Origin of the sequence: Bradyrhizobium sp. 186 (assembly GCF_023101685.1) — a bacterium.
Taxonomy (GTDB): Bacteria; Pseudomonadota; Alphaproteobacteria; order Rhizobiales; family Xanthobacteraceae; genus Bradyrhizobium.
Genome location: NZ_CP082164.1, coordinates 4,384,229 through 4,398,977, shown reverse-complemented (window position 1 = coordinate 4,398,977; position 14,749 = coordinate 4,384,229). Strand labels below are relative to the sequence as shown.

The window sequence follows — 14,749 nt, the reverse complement described above, 5'->3', positions numbered from 1 at the left end:
CTAGTCTCCTTTCGGCTTTCGCCGTTCAATCACGCGGATTCCCTCGCCACCCGCCAAAACAGCCGAGCTGGCCAAGCCGATGAACAGACCATGCTCGACGACGCCGGGGATCGCGCTCAACGCCGTGGCGAGATGAGCCGGATCCTCAATCCGTCCGAGCTGGGCATCGACGATCCAGTGGCCGCCATCGGTGACGAAAACGTGGCCATCTTTGCTCTTGCGGACCGCCATTTGCCCGGAAACGCCGCATTCCGCAAATGCCTTCTCGATCGCCCGCCGGGTTGCGCCGAGCCCGAACGGGATGACCTCGACCGGCAGCGGAAAGCGGCCGAGCGCCGGCACCCATTTGGTGTCGTCGGCAATCACGATCATGCGATCCGAGGCGGCCGCAACGATCTTCTCGCGCAGAAGCGCGCCGCCGCCGCCCTTGATCAGATTGAGCGCGGGATCGATCTCGTCGGCGCCGTCGATGGTCAGGTCGAGATGCTCGATCTCATCGAGCGTGGTCAGCGGCACGCCGCAGCGCTCGGCGTCGGCACGCGTGGCCTCGGAGGTCGGCACGCCGATCACCTTGAGCCCGGCGCGTACGCGCTCGCCGAGCAGCTCGACGAAATGCTTTGCGGTCGAGCCGGTGCCGAGCCCGAGCTGCATGCCGTCACGCACCTCCTCGAGCGCGCGCGCCGCAGCCTCTCGCTTCAACTGGTCCATGTTCAAATTGCGCCCGCCTCTGATCTAACTGTGCCGCCGATAGTGCTCGCTTGCGGCGGCCTATGTAGCCTCGTTTTCCCCGCCGGAACAGGCCTATAAGCTGATCTTATGGCCTCGCCCCTTGCGCCGATACGGCTGGACCGATAGCGCTTTCCACATGACCTCCCCTCATACGATCGTTTTCGATCTCGACGGCACGCTTGTGGATACGGCGCCCGACCTGATCAGCGCGCTGAACCACGTGCTCGACCGCGAAGGCCTGCCGCCCTTGCCGATGCAGTCAGCCCGCAACATGATCGGTGCCGGCGCCCGCAAGCTGATCGAGCGGGGCCTGGAGGCCGAGGGCCGCACCGTCAGCGTCGAGGACATGAACCGGATGACGGCGGATTTCATCGCCTATTATGCCGACCATATCGCCGTCGAATCCCGGCCCTTCGAGGGGCTCGAGGCGGCGCTCGACCATTTTGCGGCGCAAGGCCACCGGCTTGCGGTCTGCACCAACAAGCTGGAATGGCTGTCGAAGCGGCTGTTGGACCAGCTCGGCCTGAGCCCCTGGTTCGCCGCGATCTGCGGCGCCGACACCTTTGGCGTCCAAAAGCCCGACCCGACCATCCTGCGTGAGACCGTAGCCCGGGCCGGCGGGCAGCTTGCGGCCAGCATCATGGTCGGCGATGCCGGACCCGATGTCGGGGTGGCCCGGCGGGCCGGGGTGCCTGTGATCGGGGTCAGCTTCGGCTACACGGACGTGCCGATCGCCGAGCTCAAGCCGGACCGGCTGATCCATCACATGCGCGACCTGCCGGCTGCCGCCAGCAGCCTGATGACGGCCTAGTGACTCGGCAAGGCACTGAAATCCCTACAAAATCCCAAGATATCCCGCATTAGCCAACTATTAACTATGCGCACCCCGCCGGTTGCGTGGCCGGAACGACACCTCTAAGGTCGCTGGCGGGGATGTGGCGGTTCGTCGCAGTAAAAGTGGATGGTCATGCGTCGTGTCATCGCGATTGCGTTAGCGGCAGCGAGCCTTTTTGCCGGAATGAGTCTTGGCGGCTGCTCCTCGGTCTCCTGGGACATGTTCAAATCGGCCCCGCCGACCGTCCAGGTCCAGCTTGAATCCAGTCCTCCGGGTGCTGACGCCAAAACCTCGCTCGGGCCGGGCTGCAAGACGCCCTGCTCCGTCTCGGTTCCCGCCCCTGACGGCCCTTTCACGGTCAGCTACGCCCTGAACAAGTTCCAGCCGGCGAGCGTGCCGGTGAACGTGATCAAGAATCCCGGCGATTTCACCACGCCCGCCTCCGTCACCACCGATCCGAACCCAGTGTTCGCCGAGCTTCAGCCGGCCACCCCACCCAAGCCGGTGAGGAGACCGCACCGGCCGAAGAAGCCGAAACCGGCCGCAGCCACACCCGCAGCAGCCGCACCGACCGCCGCCACGCCTGCCTCGGGTTCGCCGTTCCCCGATCCGAACGCGGGCAAGCGTTGAACTCTGTACGGCGCACGATTGTCCTTGCCACGTCTGATGCTTAGATTGCTTCCAGAGCACCGCTGACGCAAAGGTGCGCCCGTCGCCGTTAGTGACAAGGCCTCTCGTATGAACGGATCCTCCGCCCTAGCCCAGCTGTCGAGCCCCATGACCGACCCGTTCGGGCGGACCATCAGCTATTTGCGCGTCTCCGTCACCGACCGCTGCGACCTGCGCTGCTTCTACTGCATGTCGGAAGACATGACGTTCCTGCCCAAGGCCGACCTCTTGACGCTGGAGGAGCTCGATCGGCTCTGCTCGGCCTTCATCGCCAAGGGCGTGAAGAAGCTGCGACTCACCGGCGGCGAGCCGCTGGTCCGCCGCAACGTGATGACGCTGGTGCGTTCGCTGTCGCGTCACCTCGCGAGCGGCGCATTGGGCGAGCTGACGCTGACCACCAACGGCACCCAGCTTGCGAAATACGCCCGGGAACTCGCCGATTGCGGTGTCCGCCGCATCAACATCTCGCTCGACACGCTCGATTCGCAAAAGTTTCGCGAGATCACCCGCTGGGGCGAGATGGACAAGGTTTTGGAGGGCATCGAGGCGGCGCGCGCCGCGGGACTTGCCGTGAAGATCAACGCCGTGGCGCTGAAGAACCTCAACGAGGACGAGCTTCCCGAGCTGATGCGCTGGGCCCATGGCAAGGGCATGGGGCTGACGCTGATCGAGGTGATGCCGATGGGCGAGATCGGCTCCGGGCGCATCGACCAGTACCTGCCGCTGTCGCTGGTGCGGGCGCGGCTCGCCCAGCAATTCACGTTGACGGATTTAGCCGAGAGCACCGGCGGGCCGGCGCGCTATGTCAGCGTCGCCGAGACCGGCGGCAAGCTCGGCTTCATCACGCCAATGACCCACAATTTCTGCGAATCCTGCAATCGGGTGCGCATCACCTGCACGGGAACGCTGCACACCTGCCTCGGCCACGAGGATGCCTCCGATTTGCGCAAACCTCTGCGTGCATCGAGCGAGGATGCGCTGCTTGCGGATGCGATCGACCGTGCCATCGGGCTGAAGCCCAAGGGCCACGACTTCATCATCGACCGCCGCCACGATCGCCCCAGCGTCAGCCGCCACATGAGCGTGACCGGCGGCTAGCCGTTCAATCTGCCGCCTCCGCGGGCTATTCCCCTTAACTATCAACAAACTTCCGATTGACTGACGGCGCGGCCGCTGGTTTTGTGCGGCTGCCTCATGCCTGCGCGGCGAGACAAGCCAACGCGCCACTCGGCGCAGTCAAGACGGCCGGGGCAAATCGGGGAGGACCTATCATTGACAGCGCTCCTTAAGTTGAGCGGCGGGATCGACGCGTTTACACGCTGGACCGGCAAACGCCTGGCTTGGTTGATTCTGGTCGCCGTCATCATCTCGGCGCTGAATGCGATCGTTCGAAAGACGTTGGACACGTCCTCCAACTCGTGGCTCGAGCTGCAATGGGTGCTTTTCAGCATTGTGTTCCTGTTGTGCTCGTCCTGGACGCTGCTCGACAACGAACACATCCGAATTGACATCGTAAACAACATGCTGCCGAAGACGGCCCGCAACGTGATCGACGTGATCGGTCATCTGTTCTTCCTCATTCCGCTGACCGTCGTCATGATCGTCACTGGAATACCGTTCTTCCTGCGCTCGTTCCAGATCAACGAGCAATCCGGCAACGCCGGCGGCCTGCCGCAATGGCCGGCCAAATCGCTCATCATGATCGGCTTCACGCTGCTGCTCGTTCAAGGCATTTCCGAGCTGATCAAGCGGATCGCCATCATGCGTGGCATGATTCCGGATCCCCACGAGTCGCAGATTTCGGCGCTGGAGGCCGAAGTCGAGCACCTCGTTGAAGCGATCGAAAAGAAGTAGCCGTTGGCGACGGTTTAGGGGGAAGTCATGACCGCGTTTCTAATCGCCAATATGGCGCCCATCATGTTCGCGACGCTCGTCGTCGTGCTGCTGCTCGGCTATCCGGCGGCATTTTCGCTCGGCGCCGTGGGCCTGTTCTTTGCCGTGATCGGCATCCAGCTCGGCGAATTCCATCCGGATTTCCTGCAGGCGCTGCCCGAGCGCGTCTACGGCGTGATGAACAACGACACGCTGCTTGCCATTCCGTTCTTCACCTTCATGGGATTGGTGCTCGAGCGCTCCGGCATGGCCGAGGACCTGCTCGACACGATCGGCCAGTTGTTCGGGACCATCCGCGGCGGCCTTGCCTATGCCGTCGTCTTCGTCGGCGCCCTGCTTGCGGCGACCACTGGCGTTGTCGCGGCCTCCGTGATCTCGATGGGCCTGATCTCGCTGCCGATCATGCTGCGCTACGGCTACGACCGCCGCATGGCGACGGGCATCATCGCCGCGTCCGGCACGCTGGCACAGATCATTCCGCCCTCGCTCGTCCTGATCGTGATGGCCGACCAGCTCGGCAAGTCGGTCGGCGACATGTATGAGGGCGCCTTCGTCCCGGGTCTCGTGCTCGCAGGTCTTTATGCGGTTTACGCGTTCCTCGTGACCTTGATCTTCCCGAACGCCGCCCCGGGCCTGCCGAAGGAAGCCATCGGCTTCCGCGAGGAGAGCGGCGACCGCGGCCTGAAGTCGCTCGGCGTGCTGTTCCTCGCGAGCTGCGTGTTCGGGTGGTTCGTGATGCGGAATTCGGAGACCCACGGCGCCGACTTCGTCGTGCTCAGCATGTTCTTCGGCATCATCTTCGCGTTCTTCGTCGCCGTCGTGAACTGGGGAATCGACAAGCTGACGGGCTTCCGTTTCCTCTCGAAGATGGCGCAACAGACCACCTTCGTCATGGTGCCGCCGCTGTTCCTGATCTTCCTGGTGCTGGGCACTATCTTCATCGGCGTCGCCACCCCGACCGAAGGCGGCGCAATGGGGGCCACCGGTGCGCTCATTCTCGGCGCCATGAAGCGACGGCTGAACTGGGACCTCATTCGCCAGGCCACCGAGTCAACCGCAAAGCTCTCCGCCTTCGTCGTCTTCATCCTGGTCGGCGCACGCGTGTTCTCGCTCACCTTCTACGGCGTCAACGGCCACGTCTGGGTCGAGCACCTCCTGACCTCCCTGCCCGGCGGCCAGATCGGCTTCCTGATCTTCGTCAACGCCTTCGTCTTCGTGCTGGCGTTCTTCCTCGACTTCTTCGAGCTCGCTTTCATCGTGATCCCGCTGCTCGGGCCCGCGGCGGAGCATCTCGGCATCGACCTGATCTGGTTCGGCGTCATCCTCGGCGTGAACATGCAGACCTCGTTCATGCATCCACCGTTCGGATTTGCGCTGTTCTATTTGCGCTCGGTCGCGCCGAAGGAACGTTATACCGATCGCCTCACCGGCAAACGCATGGAGCCGGTCACAACGGGACAGATCTATTGGGGCGCGGTGCCGTTCGTGGTCATCCAGGTCATCATGGTGCTGCTCGTGATCATGTTCCCGTCGATGGTCATGCACTACAAGGGCGTGCAGTCCACCGTCGATCCGAACAGCATCAAGATTGAGATCCCGCAGATCGAGCTGCCGCCGCTGGATTTCGGTCAGCCGAAGCAATAACAAGCGGGCACCGATCCGGTCTCTTCCCTCCCCTCCAAGGGCCTACAAGGGAGGGCGAATTACGCCCCTTGGTCCGACAGCTTGAAATACAGCGTGAACTGCGCGCCGCCGCCGGGGAGGTTCTCCACCGCAACGGTTGCCGCGTGATCCTCGGCCACGCCGCGCACGATCGACAGGCCGAGCCCGGCGCCGTCGGTGCGGCGGCGGTCGCCGCGCCAGAAGCGCTGGAAAATCAAGTCGCGCTCGGTCTCCGCAATGCCCGGACCGCAATCGCGCACCCGCACCGAGCCGTCGTCGTGCACCTCGACGTCGACCGACGTCTCGTTCGCGGTGAACTTGATGGCGTTTTCGGCGAGGTTGAAGATCGCCCGCTGGAGCATCTCGGAATTGCCGTGGATCATCACGGGCATCTCCGTGCCCCTGAGCGCGATATCCTTGTGCCGGGCGAGCGCGAACGGCGCGATCGCGCCGACCACCTCGGCGCAGACCGCACGCAAATCCGCGGTCTCACCGGGATCGAGCACCAGGGTGTCGAGCTCGGCGATCTCCAGGAGCTGGGCGACGATCCGGCTCATGCCCTCGATATCGGCGTGCAGCACCTGCCGCGCGGCTCCGTCATGAAGCGTCTCGACCCGTGTGCGCAGGATCGCGAGCGGCGTGCGCAATTGATGCGCGGCGTCCGCCGTGAACTGCCGCTGCACGCGAAAGCCGTCCTCCAGGCGGTCGAGCGCCTGGTTGACCGCTGTGACCAGCGGCATGATCTCGCGCGGGATCTGCTCGGTGGGCAGGCGGATGTCGGTGCGCGCCGGACCGATATTGCTCGCCTCTTCCGAGGCCTTCCACAGCGGCGCAATCGCGCGGCGGAAGATGATGATGTCGGTGGCGAGCAGGATCAGCAGGATCGGGATGGTGATCCATCCCACGCGCCGGAAGAAGTTGGAGATGATGTCATCGATGATGACGTCGCGATGGGCGAGATCCTCGGCGACCTGGATGCGCACTGTCTTGCCGTCGATGTCCCGGGTGACGCCGGCGCCGGAAATAGTCTCGGACAATGGCGGCGTCACCGCGGCAGCGCCGGCGCGCCGGTGCGAGGAGAACAGCGGCCGGCCTTCGGCATCGCGAATGTCGTACTGGTAACGGCCATAAGCATCTGAATAGAGTCCTCGCAGGCTGTCCGGCAGATTGAACGTCAGCGTGCCGTCCGGCTGCGCGACGATGCGCTCGGCGAGCACTTCGGCCTGCGCGCGCATGGCGTCGCGATGCAGCTGGTCGACCTCCGAGTTGAGCAGCCAGAACAACACCAGCGGCAGGAAAATCGCGACCACCGCGACCGCGACGAGGTGCATGAACACGATGCGCCAGATCAGCGATTTGAAGGTCGGCGACCTGCCATAGGACGCGGCGGCGGCCACGCTATTTCTCCTCGGCCATGAGATAGCCGACGCCGCGAATGGTGTGGATCACGACCCTGGCGCCGTGCTCGGCGAGCTGCTTGCGCAGCCGCGAGACGTAGACCTCCACCGCGTTGGAGGCGACCTCGCCCTCGAGCCCGAAGATGTGGTCCTCGACGTTCTTCTTCGGCACCACCCGCCCCTGCCGGCGCAGCAGGATCTCCAGCACCGACGCCTCGCGTGCGGAGATGATCCGCGGCTGGTCGTCGACGAAGATCTGGCGGCTTTCGGTGTCGTAGACGAGATTGGCCAGATGCAGCGAGCGGCCGAGCAGCTGGCCCGGCCGGCGCAGGATCGCTTCCAGCCGCGCCACCAGCTCCTCCATCGCAAACGGCTTTGCGAGGTAGTCGTCCGCGCCGCTGCGCAGGCCGTTGACCCGGTCCTGCAAGCCACTGCGCGCGGTCAGCACCAGCACCGGCAGCGGATTGGTCTGCCGGCGCAGCTCGCGCAGCACCGACAGGCCGTCGCCATCGGGCAGGCCGAGGTCGAGGATCATCGCGGCATAGCTGACATTGTGCACCGCCTCACGCGCCTCGGCCGCGCTACCCACGATGTCGCTCTCATAGCCGGCCGCCGAAAGCCCGCCGGCAACGAGGCGCGACAGCTCGGCATTGTCCTCGACGATCAGAAGACGCATCGCATTCCCGCCGGATGTTCCGGTGCAACCACACGGCTCGCGCCGCTTGATCGCTCTCTTCCAACATTCGGGGCGTCTCGGCCAGCGAAAAGCACGCGGCCTGATGCTCGCGTTTGTCAGGCTCGTGTAAGCTGTTGAGGACGCGTGCTGACAAAGCCGCCAATGTTGGCTGTTGGAGCAGGACGACAGGGCATCGCCGTTTCTGGCCACGAAAGCGGACATTTGCAGCGCCGCTGGGTAAGGTCAGCTTCCGCCCCAAAGCGGACTTAGGCATCTGAATCGCCTATTGACGCCAGCGAGTCCGCGGCCTTGAATGCTTCTTGGAGTGCGGGCGGAAGCAATTGCGGTGCCCGCAGATTTCCCGGGGGGCGTTGCCTCGCGAGCGCCCGGTGGCCACCCCTGAATCTTGGCCTTCAGAAAGACAGTCTGGCTTCGCCTAGGCGCACAGAGGTCTTGAGAGCCATGAAAATTGCCACAGGGCTTTCAGCGCTTTCGCTGATATCGCTTGCTGCAGCGGGGGCGCCTGCACAAAGCCAAGACGGTCCGCCGGCATGGGCCTATCCGGTAAACCCGCCAAATTTTCAACGCGCACCCGACGATGGCAAGATCAGGCACGTCCCGGATAGCGCCGCCGGTTTTACGCTCACGCAAGTGCGCGATCTGTTCGCCGCGCCCGACTGGCATCCCGAAGAGCATCCGCCAATGCCAGAAATCGTGGCAACGGGCAGGAAGCCCGATGTGTTCGCGTGCGGCGTCTGTCACCGGACGGACGGACCGGGCGGCCCTGAAAATGCCAGCCTGTTTGGCCTCTCCGCGGAATACATCATACAGCAAACGGTGGAGTTCAAGACGGGCCTGCGCACGAACTCGGTGCCTCGCGTCGCCACCGACTTGATGATCAAGGTGTCCAAAGCGGTGACCGATCAGGAACTCAAGGAGGCTGCGGCCTATTTTGCGTCAATCAAGCAGAGATCGAACATTGCGGTCCTAGAAGCCGACACCGTCCCGAAGACACATGTCAGGGACTTGTTCTTGGCCGCGATGGATGGCGGCGAGAAGGAGCCAATCGGCCAGCGGATCATCGAGATTCCGGAAAATGTCGAACACTTTGTGAGCCGGGACTCGCGCGCTCGTTTCATCGCCTACGTCCCGCTTGGGAGCATTGAGAAAGGCCGGGCATTGGCGGCGAGCAGCGATCTCCGCGTCCAGTGCGCCGCCTGTCACGGTACCGACCTCAAAGGGACTGCCGTGGCGCCCGGGATTGCGGCCCGTTCGCCTACGTATGCGTTCAGGCAGCTCTACGACTTCAAATCGGGCGCACGGAAGGGCGCCAATAGCGAACTTATGAAACCGGTTGTTGAAAATCTCAGCATCGACGCCATGATCGCGCTGGTCGCCTATACGGCGTCCCTCATGCCGTAATATTTTTCGCCGCCGGAGCGCAATCTCGTTGGCATGTCGGCTCCTGGACCCAAACCGGACATCGGCCCAACAAGCCTTCGCACGAATTGCTGTCCAATTCGTTTGCGATGAGTGGTCCAGCAGGAGTACGGTTCCGCGCCAGTCGTAGATCCACCTACCCTAAGGGATTTCGGCCCACCGGCCAATTGCGGTCGGGAAAGTGCATTCGATTCCTGTGCCCAGGGAGGACTCGATGAAGTCGATTTGGCCGTTACTCGTTGGAGCAATCAGCCTAGCGTCGGTATCCGCTGTCGAGGCGCAGACCTGGCCAGCGAAGCCAGTGCGAGCCATCATTCCCTTTGGCGCGGGCAGCACGACCGACATCATTCCGCGCGTCGTGTTCGAGCAACTCGCTGCTCAGATCGGACACGGGATCGTGGTTGAGAACCGCAGCGGGGCGGGAGGAACAATTGGCGCCGCTTTCGTCGCCAAGGCCGACCCGGACGGCTACACGCTGCTCGTCAATTCGAATGCGCATACCATCGCGCCGTCGCTTTATCCGAACCTCAGCTATGAGCCCGCGCGCGATTTTGCCGGGGTGATTCCGCTTGGGTCTTTGCCGTGCGTTCTGGTTGTCTCGCCGGGAAAAGGCTTCAAGACGGCTGGCGACCTCGTGACGGCCGCCAAGGCGAAGCCAGGCGCGCTGACGTTCTCGTCGGTCGGAGTAGGGAGCGCAACGCACCTCAGTGCCGAACGGTTTCGGCTGAGCGCCGGCATCGATGCCTTGCACATCCCGTTCCGGGGCGGCTCGGAAGCCATGACCGAAGTGATCGCGGGCCGGGTGGACTTCTTCTTCGGACCGGTCGGCCTGGTGTTGCCGCTCATCCGGGACGGCAAGCTCGCGGCGCTGGCGCTCAACGGTGCCACGCGTTCGGCGGCACTGCCGGACGTGCCGACCACACAGGAAGCCGGCTTTGTTGACGCCGAGTATCCGATCTGGATTGGCGTCTTCCTGCCGGCCAGCACGTCTCGCGACGTCGTCGAAAAGCTGCATAGCGAGACGGGCGCGGCGCTGAAGAGCGCCAAAGTGAGTTCCAAACTGCTGGCGCTGGGAGTCGATTCGATCGTGATGACGACATCGGAATTCGATGCCTATGTCCGAAAGGAAATCGCGCTCAACGCCAAACTGGTCAAGGCCATCGGGCTCAAGGCCGAGTAACGTAACGATACCGTCTGGGAGGAAAGCCGGTTTGACCGAGCCTGCGAAAGGTGCCGCGTATTGCTTCGACGACGGCACCGCCTACGAGCGCTTCATGGGTCGCTGGAGCCACGGCGCGGGCGAGGTATTTCTGAAGTGGCTCGCGCCGGCACCGGGCGCGTGCTGGCTTGATGTCGGTTGCGGAACCGGCAGTTTCACTCAGCTGATCGTCGATCGATGCGCGCCCTCCGCGGTATTCGCCATCGACCCGGAACAGGCACAGATCAGTCACGCGCGCCATCGGCCGGCGGCGCAACAGGTTGATTTCCGGGTTGGAGATGCCTTGGCGCTGCCTTTCACCGATCGCACCTTCGACATTGTCGCTTCAGGCCTCGTGCTGAACTTCGTCTCGAACCCGGATCTGGCCCTGTCGGAGATGCGTCGTGTCGCGCGCAAGGAAGCAATGGTCGGCGCCTATGTCTGGGACTTCGCCGCGGATCTTTCCCCGACATGGCCGTTCCGCCAGGGACTTCGCGAACTAGGCGCCTTGGTCGCGCCGACGCCGGGCGCTGAAGGCAGCAGTCTTTCCGGGCTGAATGCGTTGTTTGAGCGCGCCGGATTGAACGGGATCCTAACCAGAATAATCAATGTGACGATGCGGTTCTCCGATTTTGAGGACTTTTGGACATCGCAAACGCCGAGTTTCAATCCGATCGCCAGGCAGATTGCTGGATTGGAGACGAACGAACGCACGAGATTGGTCGACGCCGTGCGGGCCAAAATTGTTCGGCCTGACGGCTCTGTCGAGTATGTGGCGCGAGCAAATGCAGTCAGGGGTAAAGCGCCGGGGTGACCTTGATCATGGGCACCTCGCCTCACGTCCACTATTGTGAAGGGTTTCGGATGCCGGCCCCATGACGGTGGGGCCGCGCGCACGGGGCCGGCGTCCGAAAGCCTCCAAGGGAGATGCTATGTAGCAGACGGCGGCGGTGAGGAAGGTAAGGATATGGCATTCATCGGCGCTGATGTGAACCGATGGAGCACCCCATGCAGAAGTTGAACGACCTGAGCCGATCCCTCACACCCCTCAAACCGGACGGCACTCTGATCGCCGTGATCGAGATGAACCTGTCGAGCTGGCTCGTTGCGGGGATTGTGCCTGGCGTCGAACGCCAGCCGTCGAAGAAGCTTGAGGTCGACGAGAACGCCTTACTGAAGCTGCTCAATCGCTGGCGAGATGAGGCGCAGAAGGCAGGATACGGAATCGAACGCATCGCGGTCGCTTTCGAGGCCGGCCGTGACGGTTTCTGGCTGGCCCGATGGCTCAGAGTGCGCGACATCGAGGCGCATGTCATTCACGCGTCGAGCGTAGCGGTATCGCGCGAGCACCGGCGCGCCAAGACCGATCGTCTCGACACCGAACTGCTCAAACGCAGCTTTCTCGGCTGGTTGCGGGGCGAGCGTGATCATTGCAAGATGGTCGCGATCCCGACAATCAAGGACGAAGATGCCAAGCGCCCCAACCGTGAGCGCGAGAGCCTCATCGGAGAGCAAAGTCGGATCGTCAACCGAATGAAAGCAGCGTTGATCCGGCTCGGCATCCGCGGCTTCAATCCCAAGCTGAAGAAAGCTGCCGAACGCCTTGACGGCTTGCGCTCCCCCGAGGGCGAGCCGATCCCGCCCAACACCCTGGCTGAGCTGCGTCGCGACATGGCGCGCCGGCGGCTCGTCAGCGATCAGATACGGCAGATCGAGGACGCTCGCCTGGAGCGTCTCAAGCAAGCGCCCAGTGATGGACCACATGCAATGGTGCACCTGCTGGCGCGCGTGATCGGGGTTGGTGTTGAGACGGCCGACATGCTGGTGCAGGAGGTACTGTCGCGAAGCATGCGCGACCGACGGGCTGTAGCGCGTTACTCCGGCCTCACCGGCTCGCCCGACGAGAGCGGCAGAAGACGCCGGGAGAAAGGACTGACCCGTTCCGGCAATGCTCGAGTGAGACGAGGCATGATCGAATTGGCGTGGCGATTTCTCAGGTTCCAGAAGGACAGCGTCTTGGCGCAGTGGTTTCGAACCCGTACCGAGAATGCCCGCGGGACGCGCAAGACTATGATCGTGGCCTTGGCGCGCAAGCTCCTGGTCGCCCTGTGGCGGCTCGTGCGGGAGGGCGTAGTGCCGGACGGGGTCGTTCTGCGGCCGGCATCATGAACGGAGGCCATTGAAGGACACCCAACAGTTTCGGCCCTGTCTGTCCGCTTGTGACGGTGTCGCCGATGACGGTTCGAGGTGGCGGGGTCCCGACGTGTTTCCTTGGCTTCAATGCCGAAAGGGAGAATGGGTCCGCCGCTTCGGAGCTTCGCTGCCGATGCGCATGACTGCATCATGGTTCGGGTCCTTGGACCCACCGAATACAAGGTTGTGGCGCGATTGATCGCGCCCGCAAGCGAGCTCCCCTCCGATCGTTATCCCGATCGCACCAACCGTGCCGTCGTGCTCGAAGCTGTCAAGGTGTGGCCTGGCAACGGCGGAGCCTGTGGTATGATTCGTGCGACGGCCAACCTTGACAGCTTCTGCGCGCGCCAGCGCAGGCGAAGTGCGGGTCGGGACGAAGAAACGGCTTTCAGATCGAACAAAGAAACTGACGAAGGAAAAGATGCGCGACCTGTCGCCTCTTGAAACGCCTCCTTGACAAAACCCCATACAAGGAAACCGCGCTTGAGGGAACGTAAGGCCGTGCGGCAGGCGTTATGGGGATTTGAGCGCCGCGGGTGAGACGTTTGATTGGGATCGAGCTGATCCGGTAGGTTGTTCGACGGTGAAGCGGGTGAGGAATAGACGGCGGATCGCGTCGGACATGATGAACTGCCGGGCGATTTGAGACGCCAGTTGGAAATCTGGGCGCGCTCTGCCGTGGCCGGTCGAGAGCCAGCGAGCGCGATGGGCTGATTTACAGGATTGAGACGCGGTCATGAGGTGTCGATCCTGATGACGTTCGTTGGACCTGTCGGCCGATGCCGTGGCGTTGCACCGCGCTCGAAGACCTCGATGACGATCATGCGACCGCCGCAGCATGGACAACTCGGCTTGCTGGGATCGACAACGGCCGCGGTGGGCTGGTCGTCAGATTTTGCAACGGCGAGCAGCTCACGGGCGCGTGCGATGTTGTCGGCGCAAGCGCTTTTGGCAAACAGGCCGTAGTGGCGGATGCGGTGGAAGCGGGATGGCAGCACGTGGATGAGGAAGCGGCGGCGTGAACACCACGTGATAGTACGGCACCGGCAAGAGGTCGGCCTCACGGTCGGCGAGCCATTGCTTCGCGGCGGCGCCCTGGCACTTCGGGCAGTGCCGGTTGCGGCAGGAGTTGTAGGAATCGTCGTATAGGCGCAGTCCTCGCAGCGCGCGACACGGCCGCCGAGAGCTGCCGTGCGGCAGTTCTCGATTGCCGACATCACCTTCAGCTGCTCGAGGCTGACATGGCCGGCATTGGCTCTGCGCCATGCCGGTCCACGGTCGCGGAAGATCTCCGCGACCTCCAAAGCCGGGCGCGACACAAGCGCCTCAACGTCAGCCGGGCGGCCGGATCTCCTTGAGCTTGAGCGCGATGTGCTCTAGCGGGCTCATGACCTCACTGATCGTCTTGGTGGCGACGCGGGTATAGAGCGCGGTGGTGACGAGCTTGGCTGGATGACGCGGACATCAATGTTTTGCTCGAGCAGGTGGGTGGCAAAGCTGTGCCGCAAGGTGTGCAGCGAGACGCGCTTTTTGATCTCTGCCATCTGGGCGGCGGCGTGACAGGCGCGATTGAGCTGGCGCGTGGTCATCAGCTGGGCCGGATCGCGGCCCGGGAACAGCCAGCCCTGCGGACGCGCCGCCTTCCACCAGGTCCGCAGCAGGTCGAGCAGGCTCGGCGACAGCATGACGTTACGGTCCTTGCCGCCTTACGGTCTGATTGAGGGTCGGCACGCCAACGCCGCTCGCCGTCAGATGCAGCTGGTAGCGGCGCACGTCCTCGAAGCTCGCTATATCGGGTGATCGCCCGAGGAACGCCGCGAAGTTCTTGACCCTCTGCACGTAGTCATGTTGGGTCTTCGGCGCTAACTTGCGGATCGTCATGTCTTCGATCATGCGCCGCCGCAATGGGCTCATGGCCTCGTCGGTCATGGGGATGCTCCTGTCTTGAGTGAGGTTGTCGAAACCCCTCGATCTCAAGACAGGACGCCCCGTTGCGCTATCCTCTCGGCTTGTGCCGCCAGCCGCAGCGTCCTACCGCGCGAGCGGTTTAGAAGCTA

Annotated in this window: 13 protein-coding genes and 2 pseudogenes; 10 read left to right on the top strand and 5 right to left on the bottom strand. The window is 63.5% G+C overall.

Features of this window, described 5'->3' with window-relative positions; translation table 11 throughout:
• The gene (rpiA, locus tag IVB18_RS20945; protein ID WP_247990853.1) at positions 1–714 is read right to left on the bottom strand and encodes a ribose-5-phosphate isomerase RpiA; all 714 of its coding nucleotides are present in this window, start codon (positions 712–714) and stop codon (positions 1–3) included.
• Positions 715–865: 151 nt separating this feature from the next.
• On the opposite strand from rpiA, the gene IVB18_RS20940 reads away from it, so the two are divergent.
• The 5 genes from IVB18_RS20940 to IVB18_RS20920 all read left to right on the top strand — a co-directional run bounded on the left by IVB18_RS20940 (position 866) and on the right by IVB18_RS20920 (position 5,770).
• Entirely contained in the window at positions 866–1,540 is a 675-nt protein-coding gene (locus IVB18_RS20940; protein ID WP_247990852.1) for an HAD-IA family hydrolase, read from the top strand.
• 156 nt (positions 1,541–1,696) lie between these two features.
• The gene (locus tag IVB18_RS20935; protein ID WP_247990851.1) at positions 1,697–2,194 is read left to right on the top strand and encodes a hypothetical protein; all 498 of its coding nucleotides are present in this window, start codon (positions 1,697–1,699) and stop codon (positions 2,192–2,194) included.
• A 108-nt stretch (positions 2,195–2,302) separates the two neighbouring features.
• Positions 2,303–3,331, top strand: a complete 1,029-nt coding sequence (gene moaA / locus IVB18_RS20930; protein WP_247990850.1) for a GTP 3',8-cyclase MoaA — start codon at positions 2,303–2,305, stop codon at positions 3,329–3,331.
• A 174-nt stretch (positions 3,332–3,505) separates the two neighbouring features.
• Positions 3,506–4,087 (top strand): TRAP transporter small permease subunit, encoded by a 582-nt coding sequence (locus IVB18_RS20925; RefSeq protein WP_247990849.1) that lies wholly within the window; start codon positions 3,506–3,508, stop codon positions 4,085–4,087.
• Between the two features lie 27 nt (positions 4,088–4,114).
• Positions 4,115–5,770, top strand: a complete 1,656-nt coding sequence (locus tag IVB18_RS20920; RefSeq protein ID WP_247990848.1) for a TRAP transporter large permease subunit — start codon at positions 4,115–4,117, stop codon at positions 5,768–5,770.
• 59 nt (positions 5,771–5,829) lie between these two features.
• Here IVB18_RS20920 and IVB18_RS20915 read toward each other — a convergent pair whose 3' ends face one another.
• Together IVB18_RS20915 and IVB18_RS20910 are read right to left on the bottom strand one after the other, a co-directional pair.
• On the bottom strand, positions 5,830–7,185 hold the full coding sequence (locus IVB18_RS20915) for an ATP-binding protein (protein WP_247990847.1): 1,356 nt from the start codon (positions 7,183–7,185) through the stop codon (positions 5,830–5,832).
• 1 nt (position 7,186) lies between these two features.
• On the bottom strand, positions 7,187–7,861 hold the full coding sequence (locus tag IVB18_RS20910) for a response regulator transcription factor (RefSeq protein WP_247990846.1): 675 nt from the start codon (positions 7,859–7,861) through the stop codon (positions 7,187–7,189).
• A 462-nt stretch (positions 7,862–8,323) separates the two neighbouring features.
• On the opposite strand from IVB18_RS20910, the gene IVB18_RS20905 reads away from it, so the two are divergent.
• The 5 genes from IVB18_RS20905 to IVB18_RS20885 all read left to right on the top strand — a co-directional run bounded on the left by IVB18_RS20905 (position 8,324) and on the right by IVB18_RS20885 (position 13,136).
• On the top strand, positions 8,324–9,283 hold the full coding sequence (locus IVB18_RS20905) for a cytochrome C-binding protein (protein WP_247990845.1): 960 nt from the start codon (positions 8,324–8,326) through the stop codon (positions 9,281–9,283).
• Between the two features lie 232 nt (positions 9,284–9,515).
• Entirely contained in the window at positions 9,516–10,481 is a 966-nt protein-coding gene (locus IVB18_RS20900) for a tripartite tricarboxylate transporter substrate binding protein (RefSeq protein WP_247990844.1), read from the top strand.
• Between the two features lie 31 nt (positions 10,482–10,512).
• Entirely contained in the window at positions 10,513–11,313 is an 801-nt protein-coding gene (locus IVB18_RS20895; RefSeq protein ID WP_247990843.1) for a class I SAM-dependent methyltransferase, read from the top strand.
• 194 nt (positions 11,314–11,507) lie between these two features.
• Positions 11,508–12,668, top strand: coding sequence for an IS110 family transposase (locus IVB18_RS20890; RefSeq protein WP_247990842.1), 1,161 nt, complete (start codon positions 11,508–11,510; stop codon positions 12,666–12,668).
• Positions 12,669–12,794: 126 nt separating this feature from the next.
• Positions 12,795–13,136, top strand: coding sequence for a hypothetical protein (locus IVB18_RS20885; RefSeq protein WP_247990841.1), 342 nt, complete (start codon positions 12,795–12,797; stop codon positions 13,134–13,136).
• A gap of 290 nt (positions 13,137–13,426) precedes the next feature.
• Here IVB18_RS20885 and IVB18_RS20880 read toward each other — a convergent pair.
• Together IVB18_RS20880 and IVB18_RS20875 are read right to left on the bottom strand one after the other, a co-directional pair.
• Positions 13,427–13,981: pseudogene (locus IVB18_RS20880) on the bottom strand (transposase zinc-binding domain-containing protein).
• A 43-nt stretch (positions 13,982–14,024) separates the two neighbouring features.
• Positions 14,025–14,621: pseudogene (locus tag IVB18_RS20875) on the bottom strand (tyrosine-type recombinase/integrase).
• Between the last annotated feature and the right edge of the window lie 128 nt (positions 14,622–14,749).

Bases quoted from the DNA above. Each gene is read 5' to 3' on its own strand.
- IVB18_RS20940 (WP_247990852.1), top strand. From the start codon at position 866: ATGACCTCCCCTCATACGATCGTTTTCGATCTCGACGGCACGCTTGTG.
- IVB18_RS20935 (WP_247990851.1), top strand. From the start codon at position 1,697: ATGCGTCGTGTCATCGCGATTGCGTTAGCGGCAGCGAGCCTTTTTGCC.
- moaA (WP_247990850.1), top strand. From the start codon at position 2,303: ATGAACGGATCCTCCGCCCTAGCCCAGCTGTCGAGCCCCATGACCGAC.
- IVB18_RS20920 (WP_247990848.1), top strand. From the start codon at position 4,115: ATGACCGCGTTTCTAATCGCCAATATGGCGCCCATCATGTTCGCGACG.
- IVB18_RS20910 (WP_247990846.1), bottom strand. From the start codon at position 7,861: ATGCGTCTTCTGATCGTCGAGGACAATGCCGAGCTGTCGCGCCTCGTT.
- IVB18_RS20905 (WP_247990845.1), top strand. From the start codon at position 8,324: ATGAAAATTGCCACAGGGCTTTCAGCGCTTTCGCTGATATCGCTTGCT.
- IVB18_RS20900 (WP_247990844.1), top strand. From the start codon at position 9,516: ATGAAGTCGATTTGGCCGTTACTCGTTGGAGCAATCAGCCTAGCGTCG.
- IVB18_RS20890 (WP_247990842.1), top strand. From the start codon at position 11,508: ATGCAGAAGTTGAACGACCTGAGCCGATCCCTCACACCCCTCAAACCG.
- IVB18_RS20885 (WP_247990841.1), top strand. From the start codon at position 12,795: ATGGGTCCGCCGCTTCGGAGCTTCGCTGCCGATGCGCATGACTGCATC.